The following is a 23,966-nucleotide window of genomic DNA, read 5'->3' as shown; positions in this document are numbered from 1 at the left end:
GGCGCCGCGTCAGGCGGTCACCAGCTTGAGCGCTTCGTCGAGCGAAGCCGGATCGAATACCGACGCGCCCGCCAGGTTGCCGTCGATGCGCTTCGTCAGGCCGGCGAGCACCTTGCCCGGGCCGCATTCGATCACGTGCGTGACGCCCGTGCCGGCGATGTGCTGCACGCACTCGACCCAGCGCACCGGGCCCGCGGCCTGGCGCACCAGCGCATCCTTGATCGCAGCCGGATCGCTGACCACGGCGACGTCGATGTTGTTGACGACCGGGATTTGCGGCGCCTTGACGTCGACGTTCGCAAGATAGTCGCGCAGTTGGTCCGACGCCGGCTTGAGCAGCGACGAATGGAACGGCGCCGACACCGGCAGCGGCAGTGCGCGCTTCGCGCCCTTCGCCTTCGCGATCTCGCAGGCCTTTTCGACCGCGGCCTTGTTGCCTGCGATAACGACCTGCGCGGGTGCATTGAAGTTCACCGCTTCGACGACGCCCGCTTCCGCGGCTTCGGCGCAGACCGCGCGCACCGTGTCGTCATCGAGGCCCAGGATCGCGGCCATGCCGCCCTGGCCGACCGGCACGGCCGTCTGCATCGCCTGCGCACGGAAGCGCACGAGCGGCACCGCGTCCTTGAACGCGAGCGCGCCGGCAGCGACGAGCGCCGTGTATTCGCCGAGGCTGTGGCCGGCGACGATCGACGGCGCCGGGCCGCCTGCCTGCTGCCACGCGCGATAGCACGCATAGGCTGCGGTCAGCATCACGGGCTGCGTGTTGGTGGTGAGGTTCAGCTCTTCGGCCGGGCCTTCGGCGATCAGCTTGCCGAGATCCTGATTGAGTGCATCGGACGCTTCCTGGAGCGTCTCGCGCACGACGGCCAGATCGGCGAATGCGTTGAGCATGCCGACCGCCTGCGAGCCCTGCCCCGGAAATACGAATGCAAATTTCATATCGTCCCCAATTGAATCGATTCGGACGGCGCGCACGAATGGCGCGCCGATGGGATCCGCGCGCAGCTGTCGCGCGCCGCGGATCAGTAGCGGAAGACCGACGCGCCCCAGGTAAAGCCGCCGCCGACGCCTTCGATCAGCACGTGCTGGCCGCGCTGGATGCGTCCGTCGCGCACCGCGGTATCGAGCGCCAGCGGGATCGACGCGGCCGATGTGTTGCCGTGCTGGTCGACCGTCACGACCATGCGCTCCTGCGGCAGGCCGAGCTTGCGGCAGGTGCTGGTCATGATGCGGATGTTGGCCTGGTGCGGAATCAGCCAGTCGATCTGCTCGGGCGCGAGATTCGCCTTCGCGAGCGCCTCGATCGCGACCTTCTCGAGCACGTTGACCGCGAGCTTGAACACGGCCTGCCCGTCCATGTACAGGAACGCGCTGCCTTCGATCACGCCGCGGTTGACGTTGCCCGGCGTGCAGAGGATGTGCGAATAGCTGCCGTCCGCGTGCAGCGCGCTGCCGAGCACGCCCGGCTCTTCCGACGCGGACAGGATCACCGCGCCCGCGCCGTCGCCGAACAGCACGCAGGTCGTGCGGTCCTTGAAGTCGAGAATGCGCGAGAACGTCTCCGCGCCGACGACGAGCGCCGTGCGGTGCTGGCCGCTGCGGATGAAGCTGTCGGCCGTCGCCATCGCGTACGCGAAGCCCGAGCACACGGCCTGCACGTCGAATGCCGCGCCGCCGTTCTTGATGCCGAGCTTGTTCTGCAGCAGGCACGCGGTGCTCGGGAACACGAAATCGGGGGTCGAAGTCGCGACGATGATCAGGTCGATCGACTGCGGATCGATGCCGGCGGCTTCGATCGCGCGACGCGACGCCTCGAGCGCGAGATCGCTGGTCGTGACGTCGGGTGCGGCGAAATGGCGCGCATGGATACCCGTGCGCGCAACGATCCATTCATCGCTCGTCTCGATGCCTTCCTTCGCAAGGCGATCGGTCAACTGCTGGTTCGTGACGCGGTCAGGCGGCAGGTAGCTGCCCGTGCCGAGCACGCGGGAATAGAGAGTCGATTGGGCCATTTATGCTTTAGAGGATTGCGCAGCGGAAGGGTCGGCGTGATGGCCTGCGGCAGGGCTTGCATGGCCCGCACCGCCCGCGTCGTGCTCGCCTTCGCCGAGCGACACTGAATTATCCGCCATCGCGCGCGCGAGGCGCTCCAGCACGCCGTTTTTGACGGCATCATACCCGCGTTTGATCGCCCACTCAAACGCGTAGGCATCGGCCGAACCGTGGCTCTTGATCACGAGGCTTTTCAGCCCCAGCAGCGCCGCGCCGTTGTACTGGCGGTGGTCGACGCGCTTCTTGAAACGCATCAGGACAGGCAGCGCGAGCAGCGCCATCAGCTTCGACATCAGCGAACGGCCGAACTCCTCGCGGATGATGTCCGACAGCATCTGCGCGAGCCCCTCGGACGTCTTCAGCGCGACGTTGCCGACGAAGCCGTCGCACACGATCACGTCGACCGTGCCCTTGTAGATGTCGTTGCCTTCGACGTTGCCGCGGAAATTGAGCGTGCTGGCACGCAGCAGTTCGCCTGCGCGCTTGATCGTCTCGTTGCCCTTGATCACCTCTTCGCCGATGTTCAGCAGGCCGATCGTCGGACGCTCCTTGCCTTCGAGCGCCGCCACGAGTGCGTGCCCCATTTCCGCGAACTGCAGCAGGTGCTGCGGCTCGCAGTCGACGTTCGCGCCGAGGTCCAGCATCATCGTGTAGCCGGTCGGGTTCGGCAGCGCGAACGCGATCGCGGGCCGCTCGATGCCGGGCAGCGTCTTGAGTACGTAACGGGAAACGGCCATCAGCGCGCCGGTATTGCCGGCGGAGATGCAGGCCTGCGCCGCGCCTTCCTTGACGTGGTTGAGTGCGACGCGCATCGAAGAATCCTTCTTCTTGCGCAACGCCACTTCGACAGGGTCGTCCATCGCCACGACTTCGGTGGCGGGAACGATGGTCAGCGCGGGATCGTCGAGGGCTTTCAGCTTTTTCAGCTGAGCGCGGATCGCGCTTTCGATGCCGACGAGCATCAGGTGCGCATCGGGATGCGCGCGGACGAACTTGACTGCCGCGGGAACGGTCACGGACGGGCCGTGGTCGCCTCCCATGCAATCGATTGTGAGCTTTACGGTCATGGAATGCGACGAATTTCAGGCACAAAAAAGCGGCAGTTGAATGCCGCCTTTTTGTTGAGCCAGGAAAGTGTCAAGCGAACCAGTTGTCACGCGAACGGCAAGCGTAGCGCGCAACGCGTGACTTGACGCTTAGTCGTTCTTCGTCTTGACGACTTTCTTGCCGCGGTAGTAGCCGTTCGGGCTGACGTGGTGACGCAGATGCACTTCACCCGTGCTCGGCTCGACTGCCAGCGGCGCTGCCGTCAGGAAATCGTGCGAACGATGCATGCCGCGCTTCGACGGCGACTTCTTGTTTTGCTGGACTGCCATGACTAACTCCTAAATAATTTTCCGGATTCTAACACAGCCCGATCCGGCGCTTAACTACCCTGGCCCAAAGCCTTTACGCCTTCCCGCGCCACAACTGCTTAGTGTTTCTTGGTGCCGTCACCGTCCTTCTTCAGCGCTTGCAGCGCTGCGAACGGATTCGGCCGTTTGCCTTCGTCCCCGGTTTCGTCGGACTCTTCGTCCGCCGCTTCCGCGGGACCGCTCGCACCCGACACGAGGCTTTCGTGAACTGCCGGGCAAACCTCGTGCTTGGGCACGAGCGGCAACGAAAGCAGCAATTCCTCTTCGATCAAGTCGACGAGATCGAACTGGCGTGAGCCCACGATCACATCGGCTTCATCGTCGTCGAGCGGAAATTCTTCAGCTTCTTCTTCGGTCGCGACGATCCGGTACGTCATGTCGACGTCGAACGCCTGGTCGTACGGGGTCATGCAGCGCTGGCACGTGAGCCACGCATGGCCGTGCACCGCAAGTCGCAGATACGGCTGCTGCCCGTCGGCGCCGTCGTCCTGCAATTCCTTCTGGGTGAACCCTTCCGCCTGCCATGTGAAGACCGTGTCGCGATCTGGCGCGTCCGCGGGCACTTCGTTTAACATGCGCGGCAGTTGCGAGAGGCGCACCGCACCAGATGCCTGCCGCCCGCTGCGGGCGAACTCGAACAGGTCGATTGCATGCGGATCAAGCGCCGCAGCCGGTTTGCCAGAAGAAGTGTTCATGTGCGCTCCTGCCTACAGGCTGACTTGCGAATCCGGCTTGGTACCGCTCGCGTACGGCTCATCCACGGATGACGTACTTTACTTCCGAAGACCCGGCAGGCGCCACCACACGGAAGCCTGCCGACGAAAAGCGGGAAAGCATACCTGTTTTACCTTTTGCGGTCAATCACTTAAGCTTGCGTCCGCGCAACGCCGCACAACACCTGACGACTCACCGATCCAACCGACCATGCCGGATACCGTTTGCCGCCCGCCGCGGCTGATTCTTGCCTCCAGTTCACGCTACCGCCGCGCGCTCCTCGAGCGCCTCGGCATCCCCTTCGACGTCGTGTCGCCCGACCTCGACGAAACCCCGCACGACGGCGAAACGCCGGCCGCGACCGCCCTGCGGCTCGCCGGCGCGAAAGCGCGCGCCGTCGCCGCGACGATCGACGCGCCCGACGGCGTGCTCGTGATCGGGTCGGATCAGGTCGCGACCTTCGACGGGCTCCAGATCGGCAAGCCCGGCACCCATGAGCGCGCGCTCGCGCAACTCGTGTCGATGCAGGGCCGCGAAGTCGAATTCCACAGCGCGCTGTGCCTGTACGACAGCCGGACGGGTGAAGCGCAGGTCGAGGACATCGTCACGCACGTGCGCTTCCGCTCGCTGCCCGAGGCCGAACTCGATGCGTACCTGCGCGCCGAAACGCCGTACGACGTCGCCGGCAGCGCGAAGTCCGAAGGGCTCGGCATCGCGCTGCTCGACGCGATCGACTCGAATGACCCGACCGCGCTCGTCGGCCTGCCGCTGATCGCGCTCACGCGCATGCTGCGCGCCGCCGACTATCCGTTGTTTGCAACCACCCGTGGAGACCGCGCATGACCGCCGGCACGCTTTACCTCGTCCCGAACACGCTCGGCGAAGGCGACGAATCGATGCTCGCGGCCGTCCTGCCCGCGGCCGTGCAGGCGCGCGCCGGCACGCTCGGCTATTACATCGGCGAGAACGCGAAGACGACGCGTGCATTTCTGAAGAAGATCGGCACGACGCGCCCGATCCAGGAAATCGAGATCAGCGAACTGAACGTCAACACGCCGGCCGGCGCCATCGACCGGCTGCTCGCGCCCGTACTGGCCGGTGCGGACGCCGGCCTCGTGTCCGAAGCCGGCTGCCCGGCCGTCGCCGACCCCGGTGCGTTGCTGGTGCGCCGCGCCCACGAGCGCGGCGTGAAGGTGGTGCCGCTCGTCGGGCCGAGTTCGATCCTGCTCGCCCTGATGGCATCGGGCCTGAATGGCCAGAGCTTCGCATTCAACGGCTACCTGCCGGTCGACGCGGCCGCGCGCGCGAAACGCCTGCGCGAACTCGAACAACTGTCACGCAAGGCGCGCCAGACGCAGATCTTCATCGAAACGCCGTACCGGAATCAGGCGATGCTCGACACGCTCGTCGCGACCTGCGCGCCGTCGACGCAGATCTGCGTCGCAGCCGACCTGACCCTCGCGACCGAGACGATCGCGAGTCGTACCGTCGCGGACTGGAAAAAGGCGCCTGCGCCGAATCTGCACAAGCGCCCTGCGATCTTCCTGCTGCTGGCGAACTGAACGCGGCAGGCGCTCCGCCAGGTGAACGGCGGGCCATCGCGGCCCGCCCGCCTCCGGTCAGCGCAGGCTGACCGACGCGCCGCCGGCCGTCAGCGCCTTCATCGCGGCGCCGCCGACGGCCGCACCGAACTTGCGCGCGACGCGGTTCGTCAGGCTTTCCTTCACCGTATAGTCGACAAGATCCGGCGCCTTCAGCACGTCGCGCGCGACCGTGTCGGTCGTGCCGTAACCGTCCGCCAGCCCGAGCTCGACGCTCTTCTCGCCGGTCCAGAACAGTCCCGAGAACATGTCGGGTGTCTCGTGCAGCCGCTTGCCGCGGCCATCCTTCACGGCCTTGATGAACTGCGCGTGCACCTGGTCGAGCAATGCCTGCGCATGCGCGTCCATCTTCGGCGTTTCCGGCGAGAACGGGTCGTAGAAGCCCTTGTTTTCACCCGACGTATGCAGGCGCCGCTCGACGCCGAGCTTGCCCATCAGCCCGGTAAAGCCGAACCCGTCCATCAGCACGCCGATCGACCCGACGATGCTCGCCTTGTCGACGAAGATCTTGTCGGCCGCGGACGCGATGTAATAGCCGCCCGATGCGCACATGTCGGTCACGACGACATACAACGGCTTGTCCGGATGCTTCGCGCGCAGCCGGCGGATCTCGTCGTAGACCATCCCCGCCTGCACCGGGCTGCCGCCCGGGCTGTTGATCCGCAGCACGACACCGGCCGTGCCGTCGTCGTCGAACGCGGCGTCGAGCGCCGTGTTGATGTCCTCGGCATTTGCGTTGACGCCGGCCGCGATCTCGCCGTCGATCGTCACGAGCGCCGTATGCCGCCCGCTCGACGAGAACTTCGAATCGCTCGAGAAATCGATCAGCGCGAACGCGAACAGCACGAATACGGCGAGGAACGCGAAGCGGAAGAAGATCTTCCAGCGCCGCGCCGCGCGCTGCTCCTTGACGGCCGCGAGCGCGATCCGCTCGAGCGCCGCACGCTCCCAGTTCGGTTCACGGCTATCGGAACGGGGGGAGGAATCAGGGGAATTCGGTTGGTCGGCCATGCAGGGTTGTCGTTAGTCGGTCGTGGCGGGAACAGCGGGACGCAGGTCGGCGTCGGGCACCCAGAATACCGCACGCCCGTCGGACGTGTCGCGCTCGTCGACCTCGACCGGCCGCAGGCGGCCGCCGCGGCACGGGCCGCCGACGCACTTGCCGGTGTTCGGCTCGTAGATCGCGCCATGCGTCGCGCACATCAGGTAGAGGCCCGACGATTCGAAGAACTGCCCTTCGGCCCAGTCGAGCTCCATCGGCACATGCGCGCAGCGATTCAGGTAGCCGTATGCGTGGCCCTCGTAGCGCACGAAGAACACGACGGCCTGCTCGCCGCGCAGCGTCGCATCGACGCGCACGCCGGCGCCGCCGTCGGCCAGCGCATCCGATGCGCACACGCGCACGGCGTCCGGCGCCGCGCTCATGCGTGCTCCCGCAGCCACGCGGCCAGCGCGCCGACGTCCGGCGCGACGAAGCGCGGCGCGAGCGCGGCCAGTGCGTCGGCCGTGTGCGCGCCGTACGCGACGCCGACGCCGGCGGCCCCGGCACTCGCGGCCATCTGCAGGTCGTGGGTCGTGTCGCCGATCATCACGGTGCGCGACAGGTCCTGCCCCAATTCCCGGGACAGTTCGTGCAGCATCGCCGGATGCGGTTTCGAGAAGGTTTCGTCGGCGCAGCGCGTCGCATCGAACAGGCTCGTCAGCTTCGACTGGTCGAGCACGCGGTTCAACCCGACCCGACCCTTGCCGGTTGCAACGGCGAGCAGATAGCCCGTGTCGCGCAACTCGGCCAGCAGTTCGCGCACGCCGGCGAACAACTCGATGCGCTGGTCGTCGAGCAGATAGTGATAGCGGTAGCGCTCGGCGAGCCGCGAATAGTCGGACGGATCGAGGGTCGGAGCCGTAATCTGCAGCGCATCGCGCAGGCCGAGGCCGATCACGTAGCGTGACGCCTCGTCGGACGGCGTGGGCAAGCCGAGATCGCGGCATGCGGCCTGGATGCTGTGCGCGATGTGCGCAGTCGAATCCATCAGCGTGCCGTCCCAGTCGAAGACGATCAGGTCAAATTGCTGTCGAGCCATGCGGTTCAGGCGGTATCGCGCAGTGCGCTGAGTTGATCGAGGAAGCGCCGGCATTCGTCCGGCAGCGGCGCATCGAACTGCAGTGCCTCGCCGGTCAGCGGGTGGGCGAGGCGCAGCCGGTACGCATGCAGGAACATCCGTTTCAACGACGGCTGCGCATTCGCGCGCGCCAGCGCCTTGTTCAGTGCGAAATCGCCGTACTTGGCGTCGCCGGCGATCGGCAGGCCGAGATGCGCGAGGTGCACACGGATCTGATGGGTCCGACCCGTTTTGAGTTCCGCCTCGAGAAGCGCGTACTCGGGCCACAGGTCGACGAGGTTGAACACCGTATGCGACGGCAGCCCGTCGTCCTGCACCCGCACGCGGCGCTCCCCTTCCGGGGTCGAATACTTGAACAGCGGCGCCTTCACCGCGCGGCGACGCCCCCAGTCGGACTGCCATTCACCGTGGACGCACGCGAAGTAGCGCTTGTCCATCCGGTTCTCGCGAATCTGTTCGTGCAGGCCCACCAGCGCCGTACGCTTCTTCGCGAGCATCAGGATCCCGGACGTCTCGCGGTCGAGCCGGTGCACGAGTTCGAGGAATTTCGCGCGCGGGCGCGCCTGGCGCATCTGCTCGATCACGCCGAACGCGACGCCGCTGCCGCCGTGGACCGCCACCCCGGCCGGCTTGTTGATGACGAGCATCGCGTCGTCCTCGAACAGCACGTCGAAGTGCGCGGGCGGCACGATGGTGGCTTCGGCACGCGCGAGGTCGGCGGCGGCCACGCGCACGGGCGGCACGCGGACGATGTCGCCGAACGCGAGCCGGTACTGCGCATCGACCCGACCCTTGTTCACGCGCACTTCGCCGCTGCGCAGGATCCGGTAAATATGGCTTTTCGGCACGCCTTTACAGACGCGCAACAGGAAGTTGTCGATACGCTGACCGGCCGAGTTTTCATCGATCTCGATCATCGATACCTGGCCGCTTGCGACCGAATTCTGGGATATTTTGCCTAACTCGTTCATACTGAATATAATTTTGCCCAGCCTGACGTTGCGGGCGGCCTCACCGGCCGGCCCGGACCAACCGGGCAAGGCGCAAGCGCAAACCGTTATTTTACTTGCGCCGGGGGTCTGCTGCTCGCCCCTAATCAAAGAGATGCAGCAAGTTGCACGCACGGCGCCGCCCGTCGGCAAGGATCGCGCCCACAGGCGGATTCGGTCGGCAAGGCGCCGCGGTAACGGAAAGTTGGTTGAAAAGAATTTGATCGGCAGCCCGACGGCGCGAAGTGCGTCCGCGCAGGCTGCCGGTTGCGAAAATTACGGCGTTGCGCCCGATTTGGCTCCGCGAAGCGTGCGGGGCCTGGCGACGTCAAACCAGGGAAGTACACCCCAGGCGGGAAAGTCGGGCTGGATTCGATACTCCCCGCTGCGGCCCGAGCCGCAGCATCTGCCGCCCGTTGGCACGCGCGTCGCATGGCGACGCACCCCGCGGCAGTGCCCGGCCTCAGGCTTAGCGCGCTTTGACAGCGTGCGGTGTGTGGACGCCGTGCTTTGAAGCCGTGTTCGCAGGTGCCCTATGGCCGCCGGCCCCGTCTTTCGGGCCCAAGCGCCTCTTCAGGCAATTCTCCCCGCCATCGTTCCCGCTCCAGCGTGCTCGTGACAACACAACAAGGTGCGGCCTGCCGTCGTTCCCGCCCTCGCGACTGACAACCGCGAGGCGCCGCCAGCAGAGCCGCCTGGAGTCGTTCATGAAACGCATGCTGTTCAATGCGACGCAGCAGGAGGAGCTGCGCGTCGCCATCGTCGATGGGCAAAAGCTCATCGACATCGACATCGAGACAGCCGGGCGCGAACAGCGCAAAGGCAATATCTACAAAGGTGTCATCACCCGTATCGAGCCGTCGCTCGAAGCGTGCTTCGTCAACTACGGCGAGGACCGCCACGGCTTCCTGCCGTTCAAGGAAGTCGCCCGCCAGTACTTCAAGGAAGGCATCGACATGCGCTCCGCGCGCATCCAGGATGCCCTGCGTGAAGGCCAGGAACTGATCGTCCAGGTCGAGAAGGAAGAGCGCGGCAACAAGGGCGCCGCCCTCACCACGTTCATCTCGCTCGCCGGCCGCTACCTGGTGCTGATGCCGAACAATCCGCGCGGCGGCGGCGTGTCGCGCCGGATCGAAGGCGACGAGCGTCAGGAACTGCGCGAGACGATGGCGCAACTGCAGATCCCGGACGGCATGAGCATGATCGCCCGTACCGCGGGCATCGGCCGCAGCGCCGAGGAACTGCAGTGGGACCTGAACTACCTGCTGCAACTGTGGCGCGCGATCGAAGCGGCGTCGCAAAGCGGCAACCCCGGCCAGCCGATGCTGATCTATCTGGAATCGAGCCTCGTGATCCGCGCGATCCGGGACTATTTCCAGCCCGATATCGGCGAAATCCTGATCGACACGAACGAAATCCACGATCAGGCCCGCGCCTTCATGGACATCGTGATGCCGGACAACGTCGCGAAGGTGAAGCGCTACCACGACGACGTGCCGCTGTTCTCCCGCTTCCAGATCGAACACCAGATCGAAACCGCGTATTCGCGCACGGTACCGCTGCCGTCGGGTGGCGCGATCGTGATCGACCACACCGAAGCGCTCGTCGCGATCGACGTGAACTCGGCGCGTGCGACCAAGGGCGCGGACATCGAGGAAACGGCGACCCGCACGAACCTCGAAGCGGCCGACGAAGTCGCCCGCCAGCTCCGCCTGCGTGACCTCGGCGGCCTGATCGTGATCGATTTCATCGACATGGAATCGGCGAAGAGCCAGCGCGAAGTCGAGCAGCGCCTGAAAGACGCGCTCAAGCATGACCGCGCGCGCGTCCAGATGGGCAAGATCTCCCGCTTCGGCCTGATGGAACTGTCGCGCCAGCGCCTGCGTCCGGCCCTGTCGGAAGGCAGCCACGTGACCTGCCCGCGTTGTAACGGCACCGGTCACATCCGCGATACCGAATCGTCCGCGCTGCAGGTCCTGCGGATCATTCAGGAAGAAGCGATGAAGGAAAACACCGCGGCGATCCACTGCCAGGTGCCGGTCGAGGTGACCGCCTTCCTGCTCAACGAAAAGCGTCAGGAAATCAACAAGATCGAGTCGCGCTTCAAGGTCGGCATCGTGCTGATCCCGAACAAGCACCTCGATACGCCGCACTACAAGCTCGAGCGCCTGCGCCACGACGACGCCCGTCTCGACGACCCGCGCGCGTCCTGGAAGATGGCCGAGGAAGCCGCCCGCGAACTCGAGTCGGAAACCGGCTACAGCAAGCGCGCGGCGGAAGTGAAGCCGAAGCAGGAAGCCGCGGTCAAGGGCATCACGCCCGAGCGTCCGGCCCCGAGCCCGGCACCGCAGCGCCCGGTCGAACCCGTTGCAGCGCCCGCGCCTGTCGCGCCGGCAACCGGCGGCTTCATCGGCTGGCTGAAGGGTCTGTTCGGCGTATCGCCGGCGCCCGCACCCGCACCGGTTGCTCCGGCCCCGGCGAAGGAGCAGGCAGCCCGTCCGGCTCGCGGCGAACGCGCCGAGAAGTCCGAGCAACGCGGCGAACGCGGTGGCGATCGCAACCGCAACCGTCGCGGCGGCGCCCAGCAGGCGCAAGGCGGCCGCGACCAGGTCGCGGCAGGCCGTGGCCAGCCGCAACGCCAGGAGCGCGAAGGCAAGGAAGTGCGCGAACCGCGTGAGGCTCGTGAGCCGCGTGAAGGCCGCGAACCGCGCGAGGGTCGTGAACCGCGTGAAGGTCGCGAGAACCGCGAAGGTCGCGAGGGCCGCAGCCCGCGCGAAGGCCGCGAGCCGCGTGAAAGCCGTGAGCCGCGCGAACCGCGTGAGAACCGCGAACCGCGTGAACCGCGCGAGCGTGTCGAGCAGCCGGAAGGCGTTGAAGCTGCGGGTCGTGGCGAGCGCCAGGAACGTCGCGAGCGCCGCAAGCCGACTCAGCATGCGGCCACGCTGGAAACCGTCACCCGCGGCGAAACCCATCCGGACGCGGAAGCCGACAAGGCCGTCGCGGAAGCCCTGCCCGGCGCCGAGCTGGCAGCCGATGCGGAAGCCGGCGCGCGTGATGGCGAGGAACGTCGCCGTCGCCGTCGCGGCCGCCGCGGCGGTCGTCGCGAGCGCGAGGAAGACGGCGCAGTCGTCGACCACGCCGAGCAAGGCGCAGAAGGCGAAGTGACGGTGCAAGCCGTGACGCCGGAAGCACCGGCTGCTGCCGAACCGGCCCACCCGGCCGCACCGGCAGTCGTCGTGGCAGCCGCCGCGGCAAGCGCCGTCGTCGCCGAAGCCGTGGTCGAGCACCATGCCGAACCGGCAGCAGCGGCCGCTGTCGAGCCGCAGCCGGCACCGGTACACTTCGAGGCAGCACCGGTCGAAGCAGCCGTGGTCGCCCAGGCAGCAGAACCGGTACCGGTCGCACCGGCCGTCGATACGGAAGCCGGTCCGGCTCCGGTCGCGGTTTCGCCGACCGACGCGTTCGAAGTGCCGGCAGCGCCCGTCGCCGTCGAGGCGCCTCAGCAGGCCCCCGTCGAGCAAGCCGCACCGGCCGTGACGACCGAAGCCGCTCCGGTGGTTGCGGAGCCGGCCCATGTCGAAGCCGCGCCGGTCGAGGCCGTCGCCGCACCGGCACCGGCACCGGCACCGACTCCGGCCCCCGCCCAACCGGCAGCCGCGCCCGCTTCGGCGAGCCTGGATACCGTGCTGGAGCAGGCTGGTCTCGTCTGGGTGAACACGGACGCCGGCAAGTTCGCCGCTGCGCAGGAAGCCGCGTCGCGCCTCCCGCGTCCGGCTCGCGTGCCGCGCGAACGCAAGGCGCTGCCGCCGGTCGATACGGCCCCGATGCAGCAGGTCGAAACGACGCATCACTGATCGACGTACCGTCCGACCAGGAAAAGCCCGCCTCCGGCGGGCTTTTTCATGTCCGCGCTGCGGGTTTCCGCCCACCGGACCGACCGGCCGCTTGCGGCTAAAATAGAGGTCTGGTTCGCACTTCTTTCAACATGTCCCGACGCATCATTCCTCTCGCCGACGTCAGCGGGATGCCGGACGTCTCCGGCGTCGCGCACGCCCCGGACGGCACGCTGGCCGACACATTCGCCAGGCCGCTGCGCGACCTGCGCATTTCGGTGACGGATCGCTGCAACTTCCGCTGCGTGTACTGCATGCCGCGCGCCGTCTTCGACAAGGACTACCCGTTCCTGCCGCACAGCGCGCTGCTCACGCACGAGGAAATCGAACGCGTGGCGCGACTCTTTGTCGCACACGGCGTCGAGAAGATCCGCATCACTGGCGGCGAGCCGCTGCTGCGCAAGAATCTCGAATTCCTGATCGAGCGCCTCGCCCGCCTGACCACCCACGACGGCCGCCCGCTCGACCTGACGCTCACGACCAACGGTTCGCTGCTCGCACGCAAGGCGCGCGCGCTGAAGGACGCCGGGCTCACGCGCGTGACGGTCAGCCTCGACGCGCTCGACGATACGTTGTTCAAGCGCATGAACGATGCCGAGTTCGCGAGCGCCGACGTGCTCGACGGCATCTTCGCGGCCCAGGCCGTGGGCCTCGCACCGGTCAAGGTCAACATGGTCGTGAAGCGCGGCACCAACGACAGCGAGATCCTGCCGATGGCCGAGCGTTTCCGCGGCACCGGCGTGATCCTGCGCTTCATCGAATACATGGACGTCGGCACGTCGAACGGCTGGAACATGACCGAGGTGCTGCCATCGGCCGACGTCATCGCACGGATCGCCGAACACTTCCCGCTCGTACCGCTCGATCCACACACGGCGGCCGAAACCGCGCAGCGCTGGGGCTATGCGGACGGCGGCGGCGAGATCGGCGTGATTTCCAGCGTCACGCAGGCCTTCTGCGGCGACTGCACGCGCGCGCGGCTGTCGACCGAAGGCAAGCTGTACCTGTGCCTGTTCGCGTCGACCGGCCACGATCTGCGCGCGCTCGTGCGCGGCGGCGCGAGCGACGCCGAGATCGCGACCGCGATCGCCCGCATCTGGCAGGCCCGCACCGACCGTTATTCGCAACTGCGCGGCAGCGCATCGGCCGACGCCGTGCCCGACGGCGCCGGCAAGCGGGTCGAGATGTCGTATATCGGCGGCTGACGCACGCCGCCCATCCCGCCCTCTTACCATGCCCGCTTCCGCCTCTCCCACGATCGCCGGCCTGCTGCTCGCAGGCGGGCGCGCCACACGCATGGATGGCGTCGACAAGGGCCTGCAGTTGCTCGACGGCATGCCGCTCGCGCTGCACGTGCTGCGCCGGCTCTCGCCGCAGGTCGACGAGACGCTGATCAGCGCGAATCGCCATGCCGATCGCTACGCCGAACTCGGTGCGCCATTCGACGCGCGCATCGTCGCGGACGAAACACCCGACTTCCCCGGCCCGCTCGCGGGCCTGCTCGCCGGCATGCGGGCGGCACGCGCGCCGCTCGTCGCGTGTTCGCCATGCGATACACCCTATCTGCCGGCCGACCTCGTCGCACGGTTGCAAGCGGCGCTCGACGCGCGGCAGGCCGACATCGCCATGGCGGTGACCGTCGATGCACAACAAGTGCGCTCGCCGCAGCCGACGTTCGCGCTGCTGCGCACGTCGCTGGCCGATGAGCTCGCCGCCCGGCTCGCCGCCGGCGACCGCAAGGTGCGTGCGTGGTACGCACGCCACAAGACGGTCGAAGTCGAGTTTCACGACGAGCGTGCGTTTTACAATGCCAACTCCTGGCAGGAACTCGCCGCGCTGGCCCGCCGCTGACGGCACCCGCGCGGTTCCCGCCCGCCGCACGCGCAACCCGCGCCCAGGCACCCTCCTCGCGCCACCGGCCACGAACCCGATACGCCTTGCGGCGCAGTCCGACTGATGATCACGCAATCCTCGCCCGCCCCCCGAACCGCACCCGATTCCGATGCCCCGCTGTCGCTCGCCGACGCGCAGGCGCTCGCGTGCCGCTTCGCGGTGCCGGTCGACGCGTGTGACACGGTGGCGCTGCGCGATGCACTCGACCGCGTGCTCGCGGCCGACGTGAATGCCCCGTTCGACATTCCCGCGTACGACAACTCGGCGATGGACGGCTATGCGTTCGACGGCAGTACGGGCACGCACGCATCGCCGCAAGCGGAGGTCACGCTGGCGGTCGCCGGCACCGCGCTCGCCGGCCATCCGTTCGACGGTGCCGTGGCGGCCGGATCATGCGTGCGCATCATGACGGGCGCGCCGATGCCGGCCGGCTGCGACACGGTGATTCCGCAAGAACGCGTGCGCGTCGACGGCGACACGATCCACTTCGCCGCGCACGACGTCGCGCGCGGCGCGAACTGCCGCAAGGCCGGCGAGGACCTCGCGCGCGGCGCGTGCGCGCTTGCCGCAGGCCGCATCCTGCGGCCGTCCGATCTCGGCCTGCTCGCGTCGTTCGGTTTCCCCGAAGTTGCGGTGCGCCGGCGCGTGCGCGTCGCCGTGTTCTCCACCGGTGACGAACTGCGCGAGCCCGGCGAGCCGCTCGGCCCCGGCGCCCTGTACGACAGCAACCGCGGGATGCTGATCGCGATGCTCGAAAGGCTGCATGTCGACGCGGTCGATCTCGGGATCGTCCGCGACGACCCGGCCGCGCTCGAAGCCGCATTGCGCAGCGCGGTCGCCGCGCAGGCCGATGCGGTGATCACGTCGGGCGGCGTATCGGTCGGCGAAGCCGACTTCACGCGCGACGTCATGGCACGGCTCGGCGACGTAACGTTCGCCAGCCTCGCGCTGCGTCCCGGCCGGCCGCTCGCGTGCGGCACGCTCGCACGCGCCGCCGACGGCGCCGGTCACACGCTGTTCTTCGGCCTGCCCGGCAACCCGGTCGCGTCTGCCGTGACGTTCTACGCGATCGTGCGCCCCGCGCTGCTGACGCTGGCCGGCGCGCAGGCCCAGCCGCCGGCGATGCATACCGCACTCAGCACGCAAGCGCTGAAGACGCACCCGGGCCGCACCGACTACCTGCGCGGCGTCGCGACGCGCGCCGCCGACGGCCGCTGGCACGTCGCACCGGCCGGCTCGCAGAGTTCCGCGTCGCTGAGCGGCCTCGCGGCCGCCAACTGTTTCATCGTCCTGGGCCACGATACCGCGGCAGTCGACGCGGGCACCCCGGTCGACATCCTGCCGCTCGACGGCCTGATCTGAATTCCACTATCGGTATATCTCTACGGGGGCAATCCGCACATGAAGAAACAAATTTCGTCGATCGCCGCGGGGCAGACCGCAAAAGCGCTGATCCTCGTCTACCTGACGTTCAGCGTGCCGATCGTGCTGCTCGGCATTCTCGTCGCGTACGTTCGCTACGGGATGGTCGAACTGAGCACGATCCTGAGCGCGCTGCTGCTGAACGCCATCCTCGGCTTCGTACTGCTGTGGATCGCATGCCACGCGTACAACTGGGTCGCATCGCGCTTCGGCGGCATCGAGATCGTGCTGTCCGACCCGCCGGAAGAAGCGTGAGCGGCACACCGCTGATCCGCGCGGCCCAGGCACGCGACGTCGGCGCGATCCTCGCGCTGATGCGCGAGCTGGCCGAGTTCGAGAAACTCGCGCACCTGTTCGTCGCGACCGAGGCCGATCTCGCCGACGCGCTGTTCGGCGAGCAGCCTGCCGCCGAGGCAAGGGTGGCCGAGCACGACGGCGCGATCGTCGCGTATGCGCTGTTCTTCCACAATTATTCGACGTTCCTCGGCCGTCGCGGCCTCTATCTCGAGGACCTGTACGTGCAGCCGTCGCAGCGCGGCACGGGCCTCGGCACCGCGATGCTGCGTCACCTCGCTGCCTTGGCCGTCGAGCGCCGTTGCGGACGCTTCGAATGGTCGGTCCTCGACTGGAACCAGCCGGCGATCGATTTCTACGAAAAGATGGGCGCAACCGTGCTGCCCGACTGGCGCATCGTTCGCGTCACGGGCGACGCACTGGATACGCTCGCCGGGCATTGACCGCGAGCCGGCCACGCCGGCCATCGCGTCAAAAGAAAACGGGCGCCGCGGCGCCCGTTTTTGCTTTCCAGCCGATGTCGGCCATGTGCGTCATGCGTCGTCCGCGTCGGCACCGTCGGCCCCTTCCGCACCCAGCAGCCCTGCCGCCGTATCGCCCGGCAGCGCCTCGACCTGCTTGAGCTTGCGGTTCATCACGCGGGTGCGCTGCTCGGCGGCCTCGATCGAGCGCGTGACCGTTTCGAGCTGCGACTTCGTGCGCGCGAGCACGTCGCCGAACTTGCCGAACTCCGTCTTCACCGCCCCGAGCACCTGCCACACCTCGCTCGACCGCTGCTCGATCGCGAGCGTGCGGAAACCCATCTGCAGGCTGTTCAACAATGCGGTGAGCGTCGTCGGGCCGGCGACCGTCACGCGATAGTCGCGCTGCAACAGGTCGGTCAGCCCCGGGCGGCGCAGGATCTCCGCATAGAGCCCCTCGGTCGGCAGGAACAGCAGCGCGAAATCGGTCGTGTGCGGCGGCGCGACATACTTCTCGGCGATCGTGCGCGCCTCCAGCCGCACGCGTGCCTCGAGCGCGCGGGCCGCCTCCTCCACCGCCACCGCATCGGCGCGCTCCTGCGCGTCGATCAGCCGCTCGTAGTCCTCGCGCGGAAATTTCGCGTCGATCGGCAGCCACACGGGCGACGCGTCGCGCGTGCCGGCCTCGCGCCCCGGCAGCCGGATCGCGAACTCGACGCGCTCGCTGCTCTTCGGCACCGTCGCGACGTTCTTCGCGTACTGCTCGGGCGTCAGCATCTGTTCGAGCAGCGCCTCGAGCTGCACTTCGCCCCAGGTGCCGCGCGTCTTCACGTTGGTCAGCACCTTCTTCAGGTCGCCAACGCCCGCCGCGAGCGTCTGCATCTCGCCGAGCCCGCGATGCACCTGCTCGAGCCGGTCCGACACGAGCTTGAACGATTCGCCGAGCCGCTGCTCGAGCGTCGCGTGCAGTTTCTCGTCGACGGTGCGGCGCATCTCCTCGAGCTTCGCCGCGTTGTTCGTCTCGATTTCCTTCAGCCGCTGTTCGAGCGTCGCGCGCACCTCGCCGATCCGGCGGTCGTTCGCTTCGGTCAATTGCGTGAGCTGCCGGTTCAACGTGTCGCCGAACAGCCTGAGCGCGCCCGTCTGCTCCTCGCGCGCCTGCTGCGCCTGCCGCTGCACGCTCTCGCGCATCGCGTCGAACTGCTGCGCGTTGCCGGCGACGAGCTTGCCGAGCTGCTGTGCAAAACCCTCGATCTGGTTGTTCTGCACGGTCGCGACGCTCGTCAGTTGCGCGGCGAGCGTCTGCTGAAGCTGCGCGAAGCTGCCGGCCAGCTCGGTGCGCGAACCGCGCGCGTTCTCGACGATCTCGCCGCGCAATTCGCGCTCGAGCCGCTCGACTGCGCGCGCCTGCGCATGCGCGGCGTCCTCGATCTGGTCGCCGAGTATCGCCGCGTCGTCGTGGCGGCCACCGCCACGCACGAGCGCGACGATCGCCACCGCAAGCGCGACGGCCAGCACGACGACCGCCGCAAGCAACAACGTCATCGTCATGCGCGCGGCTTCCCGATCACGTCAGGGTTGATCGGATTCGGCGGTTGCCCTGCGCGCGGCCCCTCGCCCAGCGCCGCGATCAGGTTGTCGGCGGCGAGGTTCGCCATCGCGCGGCGCGTCTTTTCGGTCGCACTCGCGATATGCGGCGTCAGCACGACGTTCGGCACCTCGAGCAGTGCCGGATGGACCGTCGGCTCGCCTTCGTACACGTCGAGGCCGGCCGCGGCGATCGTCCCGGCGCGCAGCGCGACGGCCAGCGCCGCGTCGTCGACGATCCCGCCGCGCGCGATGTTGGTCAGCGTCGCGGTGGGCTTCATCTTCGCGAGTTCGGCCGCGCCGATCGTGTGATGGTTCTCCTTCGTATACGGCAGCACGAGCACGACGTGATCGGCGCGGGCGAGCAACGCGTCCTTCGACACGTATTCGGCATTGAGCTCGGCCTCGATCTCGGGCGCGACCCGCGACCGGTTGTGATAGATCACCTGCATCCCGAAGCCGCGCGCGCGGCGCGCGAGCGCCTGGCCGATGCGCCCCATCCCGATGACGCCGAGCGTCGAGCCGTAGATGTCGCTGCCGAGGAAACCGTCGTACGCCCACTTCTGCCAGTGGCCGGCCCGCAGCCAGTGCTCGGATTCGGCGATCCGGCGGGCCGCGGCCATCATCAGCGCCCAGCCGAAATCGGCGGTCGACTCGTTCAGCACGTCGGGGGTGTTGGTGCCGAGCACGTTCGCCGCGTTGAACGCGGCCATGTCGAAATTGTTGTAGCCGACCGCCATGTTCGCCACGACGCGCAGGCGCGGCGCCGCCGCCAGCTCGGCCGCACCGACCGGATCGCCGGCCGTCAGCGCGCCGTCCTTGTCGGCCAGACGCGCGGCGAGCGCGTCGGGCGCGAGTGCGTCGCCGTTGTTCCAGTCGACGTCGAAATACTGCTTGAGCCGCTCGATCACGTCCGGAAAGATCGGACGCGCGACCAGGATCTTCTGCATCGCCATCTCCGCATGCCGCGGGCGGATCGCTGCGCGCCGTGCGCCACTGGAACCACCCGCTCTAGGTTGAAAATCGTCAGCTTACGCCGTGAAGAAGATCCACGACGTAAGCAGGAATACCGGTATCAGCACGATCAGCGCCCAGCCGAGATAAGCGAAGAAGCTCGGCATCTTCACGCCGCGCGATTCGGCGATCGCCTTCACCATGAAGTTCGGCGCGTTGCCGATATAGCTGTTCGCACCCATGAACACCGCGCCTGCAGAAATCGCGGCCAGCGTCGACGCGCCGGTCGTCATCAGCGACTGCGCATCACCGCCCGCGAGGTTGAAGAACACGAGATAGGTCGGCGCATTGTCGAGGAACGACGACAGGATGCCGGTCGCCCAGAAGTACATCGCGTCGATCGGCTTGCCGTCCGGCCCCGTGACGAGATGGACGATCTGCGCGAATGCGCCGTCGGCACCGGCGCGCAGGATCACGATCACCGGCGCGATCGTCACGAAGATCCCCGCGAACAGCTTCGCGACTTCCTCGATCGGCGCCCAGTTGAACGCGTTGCCCTCGCGCGCGGAACGCGGCGTCAGCGCGAGCGAGGCGAGCGTCACGCCCACGAGCGCGACGTCGCGCACGAGATTCTGCAGCGCGACGTGCGTGCCCCACACGTCGAACGTGATGCCCGGCTTCCAGATGCCGCTCATCAGCACCAGGCCGATCACGGCCGCGAGCAGCACGAAATTGATCTTGCCGTCGATCGACAGCCGGGCACTGTCGGGTGTCGGGTCGAGTGCGGCGGGCCGCTCCTCGCCGCCCTTCCGGTAGAAGTACGTATCGAGCGCGAAGAACAGCGTCAGCAGCACCACGCAGATGAACAGCATCGGCAGTGCGAGGTGCGTGGTCGTCCAGAAGAAGCTCACGCCATTCAGGAAACCGAGGAACAGCGGCGGATCGCCGAGCGGCGACAGCGAGCCGCCCGCGTTCGCGACCAGGAAGATGAAGAAGATCACGACGTGCACGACATGCTTGCGATTGTCGTTGGCGCGCAGCAGCGGCCGGATCAGCAGCATCGCGGCGCCCGTCGTGCCCATCACGCTCGCGAGCAGCGTGCCGAGCGCGAGGATCGCGGTGTTCAGCTTCGGCGTGCCGTGCAGGTTGCCGTTCACGCAGATGCCGCCCGCGACCGTATAGAGCGCGGTGAGCAGCACGATGAACGGGATGTATTCCTCGAGCAGCGCATGCACGAGCGTGCCGAACGCGGTGCCCGCGCCGAACGCGAACGCGAACGGGACCAGGAACACGACCGCCCACCCGGCCGCGATCTTGCCGAAGTGGTGATGCCAGAACACGGGGGCGACGAGCGGGAACAGTGCGATGGACAGCAGGATCCCGGCGAACGGGATGCCCCAGAGAGCGGACAGCGTGGCACCGTCGAGCGTTGCGGCCGATGCAAGCGCGGGGACGGCGCCAAGCGCGATCCCCGACGCCATGCCCGCCCAGGCGGCATGTCGTTTCATGCAGAACTTCCTTGTTCGAGTGGTAGTGGATGCAGCGGGCGCGTCATGCGCCCCGTACGACGATCACGTGCACGCGGTACGGGCCGTGCGCGCCCAGTACGATGGTCTGCTCGATATCGCCCGTGCGCGACGGGCCCGACACGAAGTTGACCGCGCGCGGCAATTCGCCGCGCTCCGAGCGGATCAGCGCAAAGGCGTCTTCGTGACCGGCGACGATCCGCGACGCGGGAACGATCGCGATGTGCGTTTCCGGCAGCAGGCCGGCCGACGCATAGGTGTCCGGGCCGGACAGCAGCACCAGCGAGCCCGTTTCGGCCGTCGCGCAAAAGCAGCCGGTGAGGCCGACCAGATCGCCGTCGCGCGGCTTGCGGCATTCGACCGACAGGCCTGCGCCCGCCCAGTCGAAATCGGCCAGCGTACGCCACGCGACGGCCTGCGTCGGCAGGCCGTGAGCGGAAAGGTAGCGAGCCGCGGCGGCCGGTACGTCGGCAAGCGTCGCGACTTCGTCGACCGTCGTCGACAGGCGTACCGCTTCGTCGACGAATGCAGCGACGAGATCGGCCGGCGCCGGCGGGCGCGGGCCTTCCGGATGACGGGCGAGATAATCGGCAACGCCGTCGCGCTCGGCCGCATCGGGTTCGGCCGCACGCCCCTGCGCCGCGCGAATGCGCGCGAGGATCTGGCGACGGGCAGCGGAAGTGTCCATGAACGGTCCTCGTGACGTTGGCGGGCGATACCGTCGGATTATACCGGCCGACCCCGCCGCCACGCAGTTTTGGCCGTTCGGCCGACGCTTACTTCGACGCGTCTTCCTCGACCGGCTGCGCGATGCCGAACACCTGGCGCAGGTACGCGAGATACGCCTTGTCGTCGCACATGCTCTTGCCCGGCGAATCCGACAGCTTCGCGACCGGCTGGCCATTGCAGCGGACCATCTTGATCACGATCTGCAGCGGCACGTAGCCGAGATCGTTGGTGAGGTTCGTGCCGACGCCGAACGCGAGCTTGCAGCGGCCGCGGAAACGTTCGTACAACTGCATGACCTTCGGGATGTCGAGTGCGTCCGAGAACACGAGCACCTTGGTCCGCGGGTCGCAACGGTTCATCTCGTAATGACGCAGCATCCGCTCGCCCCATTCGAACGGATCGCCCGAATCGTGGCGCGCGCCGTCGAACAGCTTGCAGAAGTACATGTCGAAGTCGTTCAGGAATGCATCCATCCCGTAGACGTCCGACAGCGCGATCCCGAGGTCGCCGCGATATTCCTTCGCCCACATCTCGAAGCCGTAGATCTGCGAATCGCGCAGCCGCGGGCCGAGGGCCTGGCAGGCCTGCAGGTACTCGTGCGCCATCGTGCCGAGCGGCGTGATGCCGTGCTTCATCGCATACAGCACGTTGCTGGTGCCCGCGAACTGCGGGCCGAGGCCGTCGCGCAGCGTGAGCGCGACCTCCTCGTGCCAGACCTTCGAGAAGCGTCGGCGCGTGCCGTAGTCGGCGATCTTGCAGTCGGCGAATTCGGGCTTCGCACCGAGCAGCTTGATCTTCTCGCGCAGCCGCTCGCGGCCTTCGCGATAGTCGGGCTCGCGCTGGGTATTGCGGAAATACACTTCGTTGACGATCGCGAGCACCGGGATCTCGAACAGGATCGTGTGCAGCCACGGCCCCGTGATCTCGATGTCGATTTCACCGTTGCCCTTCGGCGACGGCGTGATCGAGATGTACTTCTCGTTCAGGTGGAACAGGGCGAGGAAGTCGACGAAATCGCTCTTGATGAAGCGCATCCTCCGCAGGTAGTCGAGTTCGACGTCGGAAAAACGCAGCGCGCACAGGCCGCGCACCTCGTCGCGGATTTCGTCGATGTACGGCACGAGATCGACGCCGGGCGTGCGGCACCGGAAACGGTATTCGACGCTTGCAGCGGGAAAGTGATGCAGGACGACCTGCATCATCGTGAACTTGTAGAGATCCGTGTCGAGCAGCGAAGTGATGATCATGATGACGGCACCGCCAATATCGTGACCGGGCCCCGGCGCACCGCGCGCCGCCCGGTCTGTCGGCCATGTTACCCGAATGCGGGCCCGACCATCGTGAAACCGCCTGCCGCCCTGCTCCGGCCGCACTGCCCGTTCCGGCGTATATGGGGCACGCACTGCCGCCGGTGCGTCCCTTCAGCGCCCCGTGGAGGGCCCCATAAACTAATCACGAAACGATATAAGCCGGATAGCCGACCACGCCATGCGGGTTTTGCGCTTCAGTTACAATGCCGGTTTTGGCGCAAACGCCACCCCATATATACCGCCAAGCAGGAGCGTTTTAATGACTCACGTTGTGACCGAAGGCTGCATCAAGTGCAAATACACGGACTGCGTGGATGTGTGCCCGGTGGATTGCTTCCGTGAAGGTCCCAACTTTCTCGCCATCGATCCGGACGAGTGCATCGACTGCGCCGTATGCGTCGCCGAGTGCCCGACCAATGCGATCTATGCCGAAGAAGACGTTCCGGGCGACCAGCAGCAGTTCACCGCGCTGAACGCCGAGCTGGCGAAGGACTGGCCGTCGATCACGAAGACCAAGCCGGCACCCGCCGACGCGGACGAGTGGAAGGACGTGCAGGACAAGCTGCACCTGCTCGAGCGCTGATCGCGCAGCCGGCGCAGAAATTTTTTTGTGCGCTGCGGCTCAAAAGTGTTGACGACCTGATCAACGCTCCATATAATCTCGTTTCTCTGCTGTTGTTGTTTGTTCCCCGATAGCTCAGTCGGTAGAGCGCCGGACTGTTAATCCGTAGGTCCCTGGTTCGAGCCCAGGTCGGGGAGCCAAAAACGCAAAGGCCCGTTGAAAGTGGACGGGCTTTTTGCTGGTAGACAAACAGGCATGCAGATGTACCGATTTATTCCCCGATAGCTCAGTCGGTAGAGCGCCGGACTGTTAATCCGTAGGTCCCTGGTTCGAGCCCAGGTCGGGGAGCCAAATAGCGAAAGGCCCGTCATTCGACGGGCCTTTTGTTTTTCCGGCCTGCCATTCGGCTTTCATCGTCCGGTCGCGCGCATGCTAGAGTCT

23 protein-coding genes and 2 tRNA genes are annotated in these 23,966 nt (G+C 67.2%); 11 read left to right on the top strand and 14 right to left on the bottom strand.

Annotation, left to right across the window (positions count from 1 at the left end):
- Positions 1-9: 9 nt before the first annotated feature.
- The 5 genes from fabD to CFB45_RS05695 all read right to left on the bottom strand — a co-directional run bounded on the left by fabD (position 10) and on the right by CFB45_RS05695 (position 4,165).
- Entirely contained in the window at positions 10-942 is a 933-nt protein-coding gene (gene fabD / locus CFB45_RS05715; protein ID WP_089424848.1) for an ACP S-malonyltransferase, read from the bottom strand.
- Positions 943-1,025: 83 nt separating this feature from the next.
- Positions 1,026-2,015 carry a beta-ketoacyl-ACP synthase III gene (locus tag CFB45_RS05710; protein WP_027788011.1) on the bottom strand — a complete coding sequence of 330 codons (990 nt, stop codon included), beginning with the start codon at positions 2,013-2,015 and terminating at the stop codon, positions 1,026-1,028.
- A complete protein-coding gene (gene plsX / locus CFB45_RS05705; RefSeq protein ID WP_089424847.1) occupies positions 2,016-3,122 on the bottom strand; it encodes a phosphate acyltransferase PlsX in 1,107 nt (368 codons plus the stop codon).
- 129 nt (positions 3,123-3,251) lie between these two features.
- Positions 3,252-3,431 (bottom strand): 50S ribosomal protein L32, encoded by a 180-nt coding sequence (rpmF, locus tag CFB45_RS05700; RefSeq protein WP_006051932.1) that lies wholly within the window; start codon positions 3,429-3,431, stop codon positions 3,252-3,254.
- A gap of 98 nt (positions 3,432-3,529) precedes the next feature.
- Complete coding sequence (locus CFB45_RS05695) at positions 3,530-4,165, bottom strand: YceD family protein (protein WP_089424846.1); 636 nt, start codon at positions 4,163-4,165, stop codon at positions 3,530-3,532.
- Positions 4,166-4,394: 229 nt separating this feature from the next.
- Here CFB45_RS05695 and CFB45_RS05690 point away from each other — a divergent pair, with 229 nt between their 5' ends.
- Together CFB45_RS05690 and CFB45_RS05685 are read left to right on the top strand one after the other, a co-directional pair.
- Positions 4,395-5,027: a Maf-like protein gene (locus CFB45_RS05690; RefSeq protein WP_089424845.1), complete on the top strand. Its 633-nt coding sequence runs from the start codon at positions 4,395-4,397 to the stop codon at positions 5,025-5,027.
- Positions 5,024-5,746, top strand: a complete 723-nt coding sequence (locus CFB45_RS05685) for an SAM-dependent methyltransferase (protein ID WP_089424844.1) — start codon at positions 5,024-5,026, stop codon at positions 5,744-5,746. The genes CFB45_RS05690 and CFB45_RS05685 overlap by 4 nt, the downstream gene beginning before the upstream one ends.
- Before the next feature lie 57 nt (positions 5,747-5,803).
- Here the strand turns inward: CFB45_RS05685 and CFB45_RS05680 are convergent, their stop codons facing one another.
- From CFB45_RS05680 to CFB45_RS05665, 4 genes are read right to left on the bottom strand one after another with little or no spacing between them, the layout of a single operon-like run.
- Positions 5,804-6,796: a S49 family peptidase gene (locus CFB45_RS05680; RefSeq protein WP_089424843.1), complete on the bottom strand. Its 993-nt coding sequence runs from the start codon at positions 6,794-6,796 to the stop codon at positions 5,804-5,806.
- Positions 6,797-6,808: 12 nt separating this feature from the next.
- Entirely contained in the window at positions 6,809-7,210 is a 402-nt protein-coding gene (locus tag CFB45_RS05675) for a Rieske (2Fe-2S) protein (RefSeq protein WP_089424842.1), read from the bottom strand.
- Positions 7,207-7,866, bottom strand: a complete 660-nt coding sequence (locus CFB45_RS05670; protein WP_043181953.1) for an HAD-IA family hydrolase — start codon at positions 7,864-7,866, stop codon at positions 7,207-7,209. Before CFB45_RS05670 ends, CFB45_RS05675 begins: the two co-directional genes overlap by 4 nt.
- A 5-nt stretch (positions 7,867-7,871) precedes the next feature.
- Positions 7,872-8,876 carry an RluA family pseudouridine synthase gene (locus CFB45_RS05665; RefSeq protein WP_089424841.1) on the bottom strand — a complete coding sequence of 335 codons (1,005 nt, stop codon included), beginning with the start codon at positions 8,874-8,876 and terminating at the stop codon, positions 7,872-7,874.
- A gap of 725 nt (positions 8,877-9,601) precedes the next feature.
- Between CFB45_RS05665 and CFB45_RS05660 the strand changes: the two genes are divergently transcribed.
- The 6 genes from CFB45_RS05660 (at position 9,602) to CFB45_RS05635 (ending at position 16,839) form a co-directional block, all read left to right on the top strand.
- Entirely contained in the window at positions 9,602-12,748 is a 3,147-nt protein-coding gene (locus tag CFB45_RS05660; protein ID WP_089424840.1) for an Rne/Rng family ribonuclease, read from the top strand.
- 131 nt (positions 12,749-12,879) lie between these two features.
- Complete coding sequence (gene moaA / locus CFB45_RS05655; protein ID WP_089424839.1) at positions 12,880-13,992, top strand: GTP 3',8-cyclase MoaA; 1,113 nt, start codon at positions 12,880-12,882, stop codon at positions 13,990-13,992.
- A 28-nt stretch (positions 13,993-14,020) separates the two neighbouring features.
- Positions 14,021-14,638 carry a molybdenum cofactor guanylyltransferase MobA gene (gene mobA, locus CFB45_RS05650; RefSeq protein WP_089424838.1) on the top strand — a complete coding sequence of 206 codons (618 nt, stop codon included), beginning with the start codon at positions 14,021-14,023 and terminating at the stop codon, positions 14,636-14,638.
- A gap of 105 nt (positions 14,639-14,743) precedes the next feature.
- Positions 14,744-16,042 carry a molybdopterin molybdotransferase MoeA gene (gene moeA / locus CFB45_RS05645; RefSeq protein ID WP_089424837.1) on the top strand — a complete coding sequence of 433 codons (1,299 nt, stop codon included), beginning with the start codon at positions 14,744-14,746 and terminating at the stop codon, positions 16,040-16,042.
- Between the two features lie 39 nt (positions 16,043-16,081).
- Positions 16,082-16,357: a hypothetical protein gene (locus CFB45_RS05640; RefSeq protein WP_006401288.1), complete on the top strand. Its 276-nt coding sequence runs from the start codon at positions 16,082-16,084 to the stop codon at positions 16,355-16,357.
- Positions 16,354-16,839, top strand: coding sequence for a GNAT family N-acetyltransferase (locus CFB45_RS05635; protein WP_089424836.1), 486 nt, complete (start codon positions 16,354-16,356; stop codon positions 16,837-16,839). Before CFB45_RS05640 ends, CFB45_RS05635 begins: the two co-directional genes overlap by 4 nt.
- 90 nt (positions 16,840-16,929) lie before the next feature.
- Here the strand turns inward: CFB45_RS05635 and rmuC are convergent, their stop codons facing one another.
- The 5 genes from rmuC to pncB all read right to left on the bottom strand — a co-directional run bounded on the left by rmuC (position 16,930) and on the right by pncB (position 22,900).
- Positions 16,930-18,408, bottom strand: a complete 1,479-nt coding sequence (gene rmuC, locus CFB45_RS05630; protein ID WP_089424835.1) for a DNA recombination protein RmuC — start codon at positions 18,406-18,408, stop codon at positions 16,930-16,932.
- Positions 18,405-19,394: a 2-hydroxyacid dehydrogenase gene (locus CFB45_RS05625; RefSeq protein ID WP_089425869.1), complete on the bottom strand. Its 990-nt coding sequence runs from the start codon at positions 19,392-19,394 to the stop codon at positions 18,405-18,407. Before CFB45_RS05625 ends, rmuC begins: the two co-directional genes overlap by 4 nt.
- Before the next feature lie 81 nt (positions 19,395-19,475).
- Positions 19,476-20,906: a sodium:proton antiporter gene (locus CFB45_RS05620; RefSeq protein WP_089424834.1), complete on the bottom strand. Its 1,431-nt coding sequence runs from the start codon at positions 20,904-20,906 to the stop codon at positions 19,476-19,478.
- A 43-nt stretch (positions 20,907-20,949) separates the two neighbouring features.
- Positions 20,950-21,612, bottom strand: a complete 663-nt coding sequence (locus tag CFB45_RS05615) for a LutC/YkgG family protein (RefSeq protein ID WP_089424833.1) — start codon at positions 21,610-21,612, stop codon at positions 20,950-20,952.
- An 88-nt stretch (positions 21,613-21,700) separates the two neighbouring features.
- Complete coding sequence (gene pncB / locus CFB45_RS05610) at positions 21,701-22,900, bottom strand: nicotinate phosphoribosyltransferase (protein ID WP_089424832.1); 1,200 nt, start codon at positions 22,898-22,900, stop codon at positions 21,701-21,703.
- Between the two features lie 322 nt (positions 22,901-23,222).
- On the opposite strand from pncB, the gene fdxA reads away from it, so the two are divergent.
- The 3 genes from fdxA to CFB45_RS05590 all read left to right on the top strand — a co-directional run bounded on the left by fdxA (position 23,223) and on the right by CFB45_RS05590 (position 23,876).
- The gene (gene fdxA, locus CFB45_RS05600; RefSeq protein WP_011351384.1) at positions 23,223-23,546 is read left to right on the top strand and encodes a ferredoxin FdxA; all 324 of its coding nucleotides are present in this window, start codon (positions 23,223-23,225) and stop codon (positions 23,544-23,546) included.
- 103 nt (positions 23,547-23,649) lie between these two features.
- Positions 23,650-23,725 (top strand) — tRNA-Asn (locus CFB45_RS05595).
- A gap of 75 nt (positions 23,726-23,800) precedes the next feature.
- A tRNA-Asn gene (locus CFB45_RS05590) sits at positions 23,801-23,876 on the top strand.
- Positions 23,877-23,966: the final 90 nt, after the last annotated feature.

Origin of the sequence: Burkholderia sp. HI2500, assembly GCF_002223055.1 — a bacterium.
In the GTDB taxonomy this organism is placed as follows: Bacteria; Pseudomonadota; Gammaproteobacteria; order Burkholderiales; family Burkholderiaceae; genus Burkholderia.
Note: the sequence above shows the minus strand (reverse complement) of the source record. Positions and strands in the feature narration are given on the sequence as shown.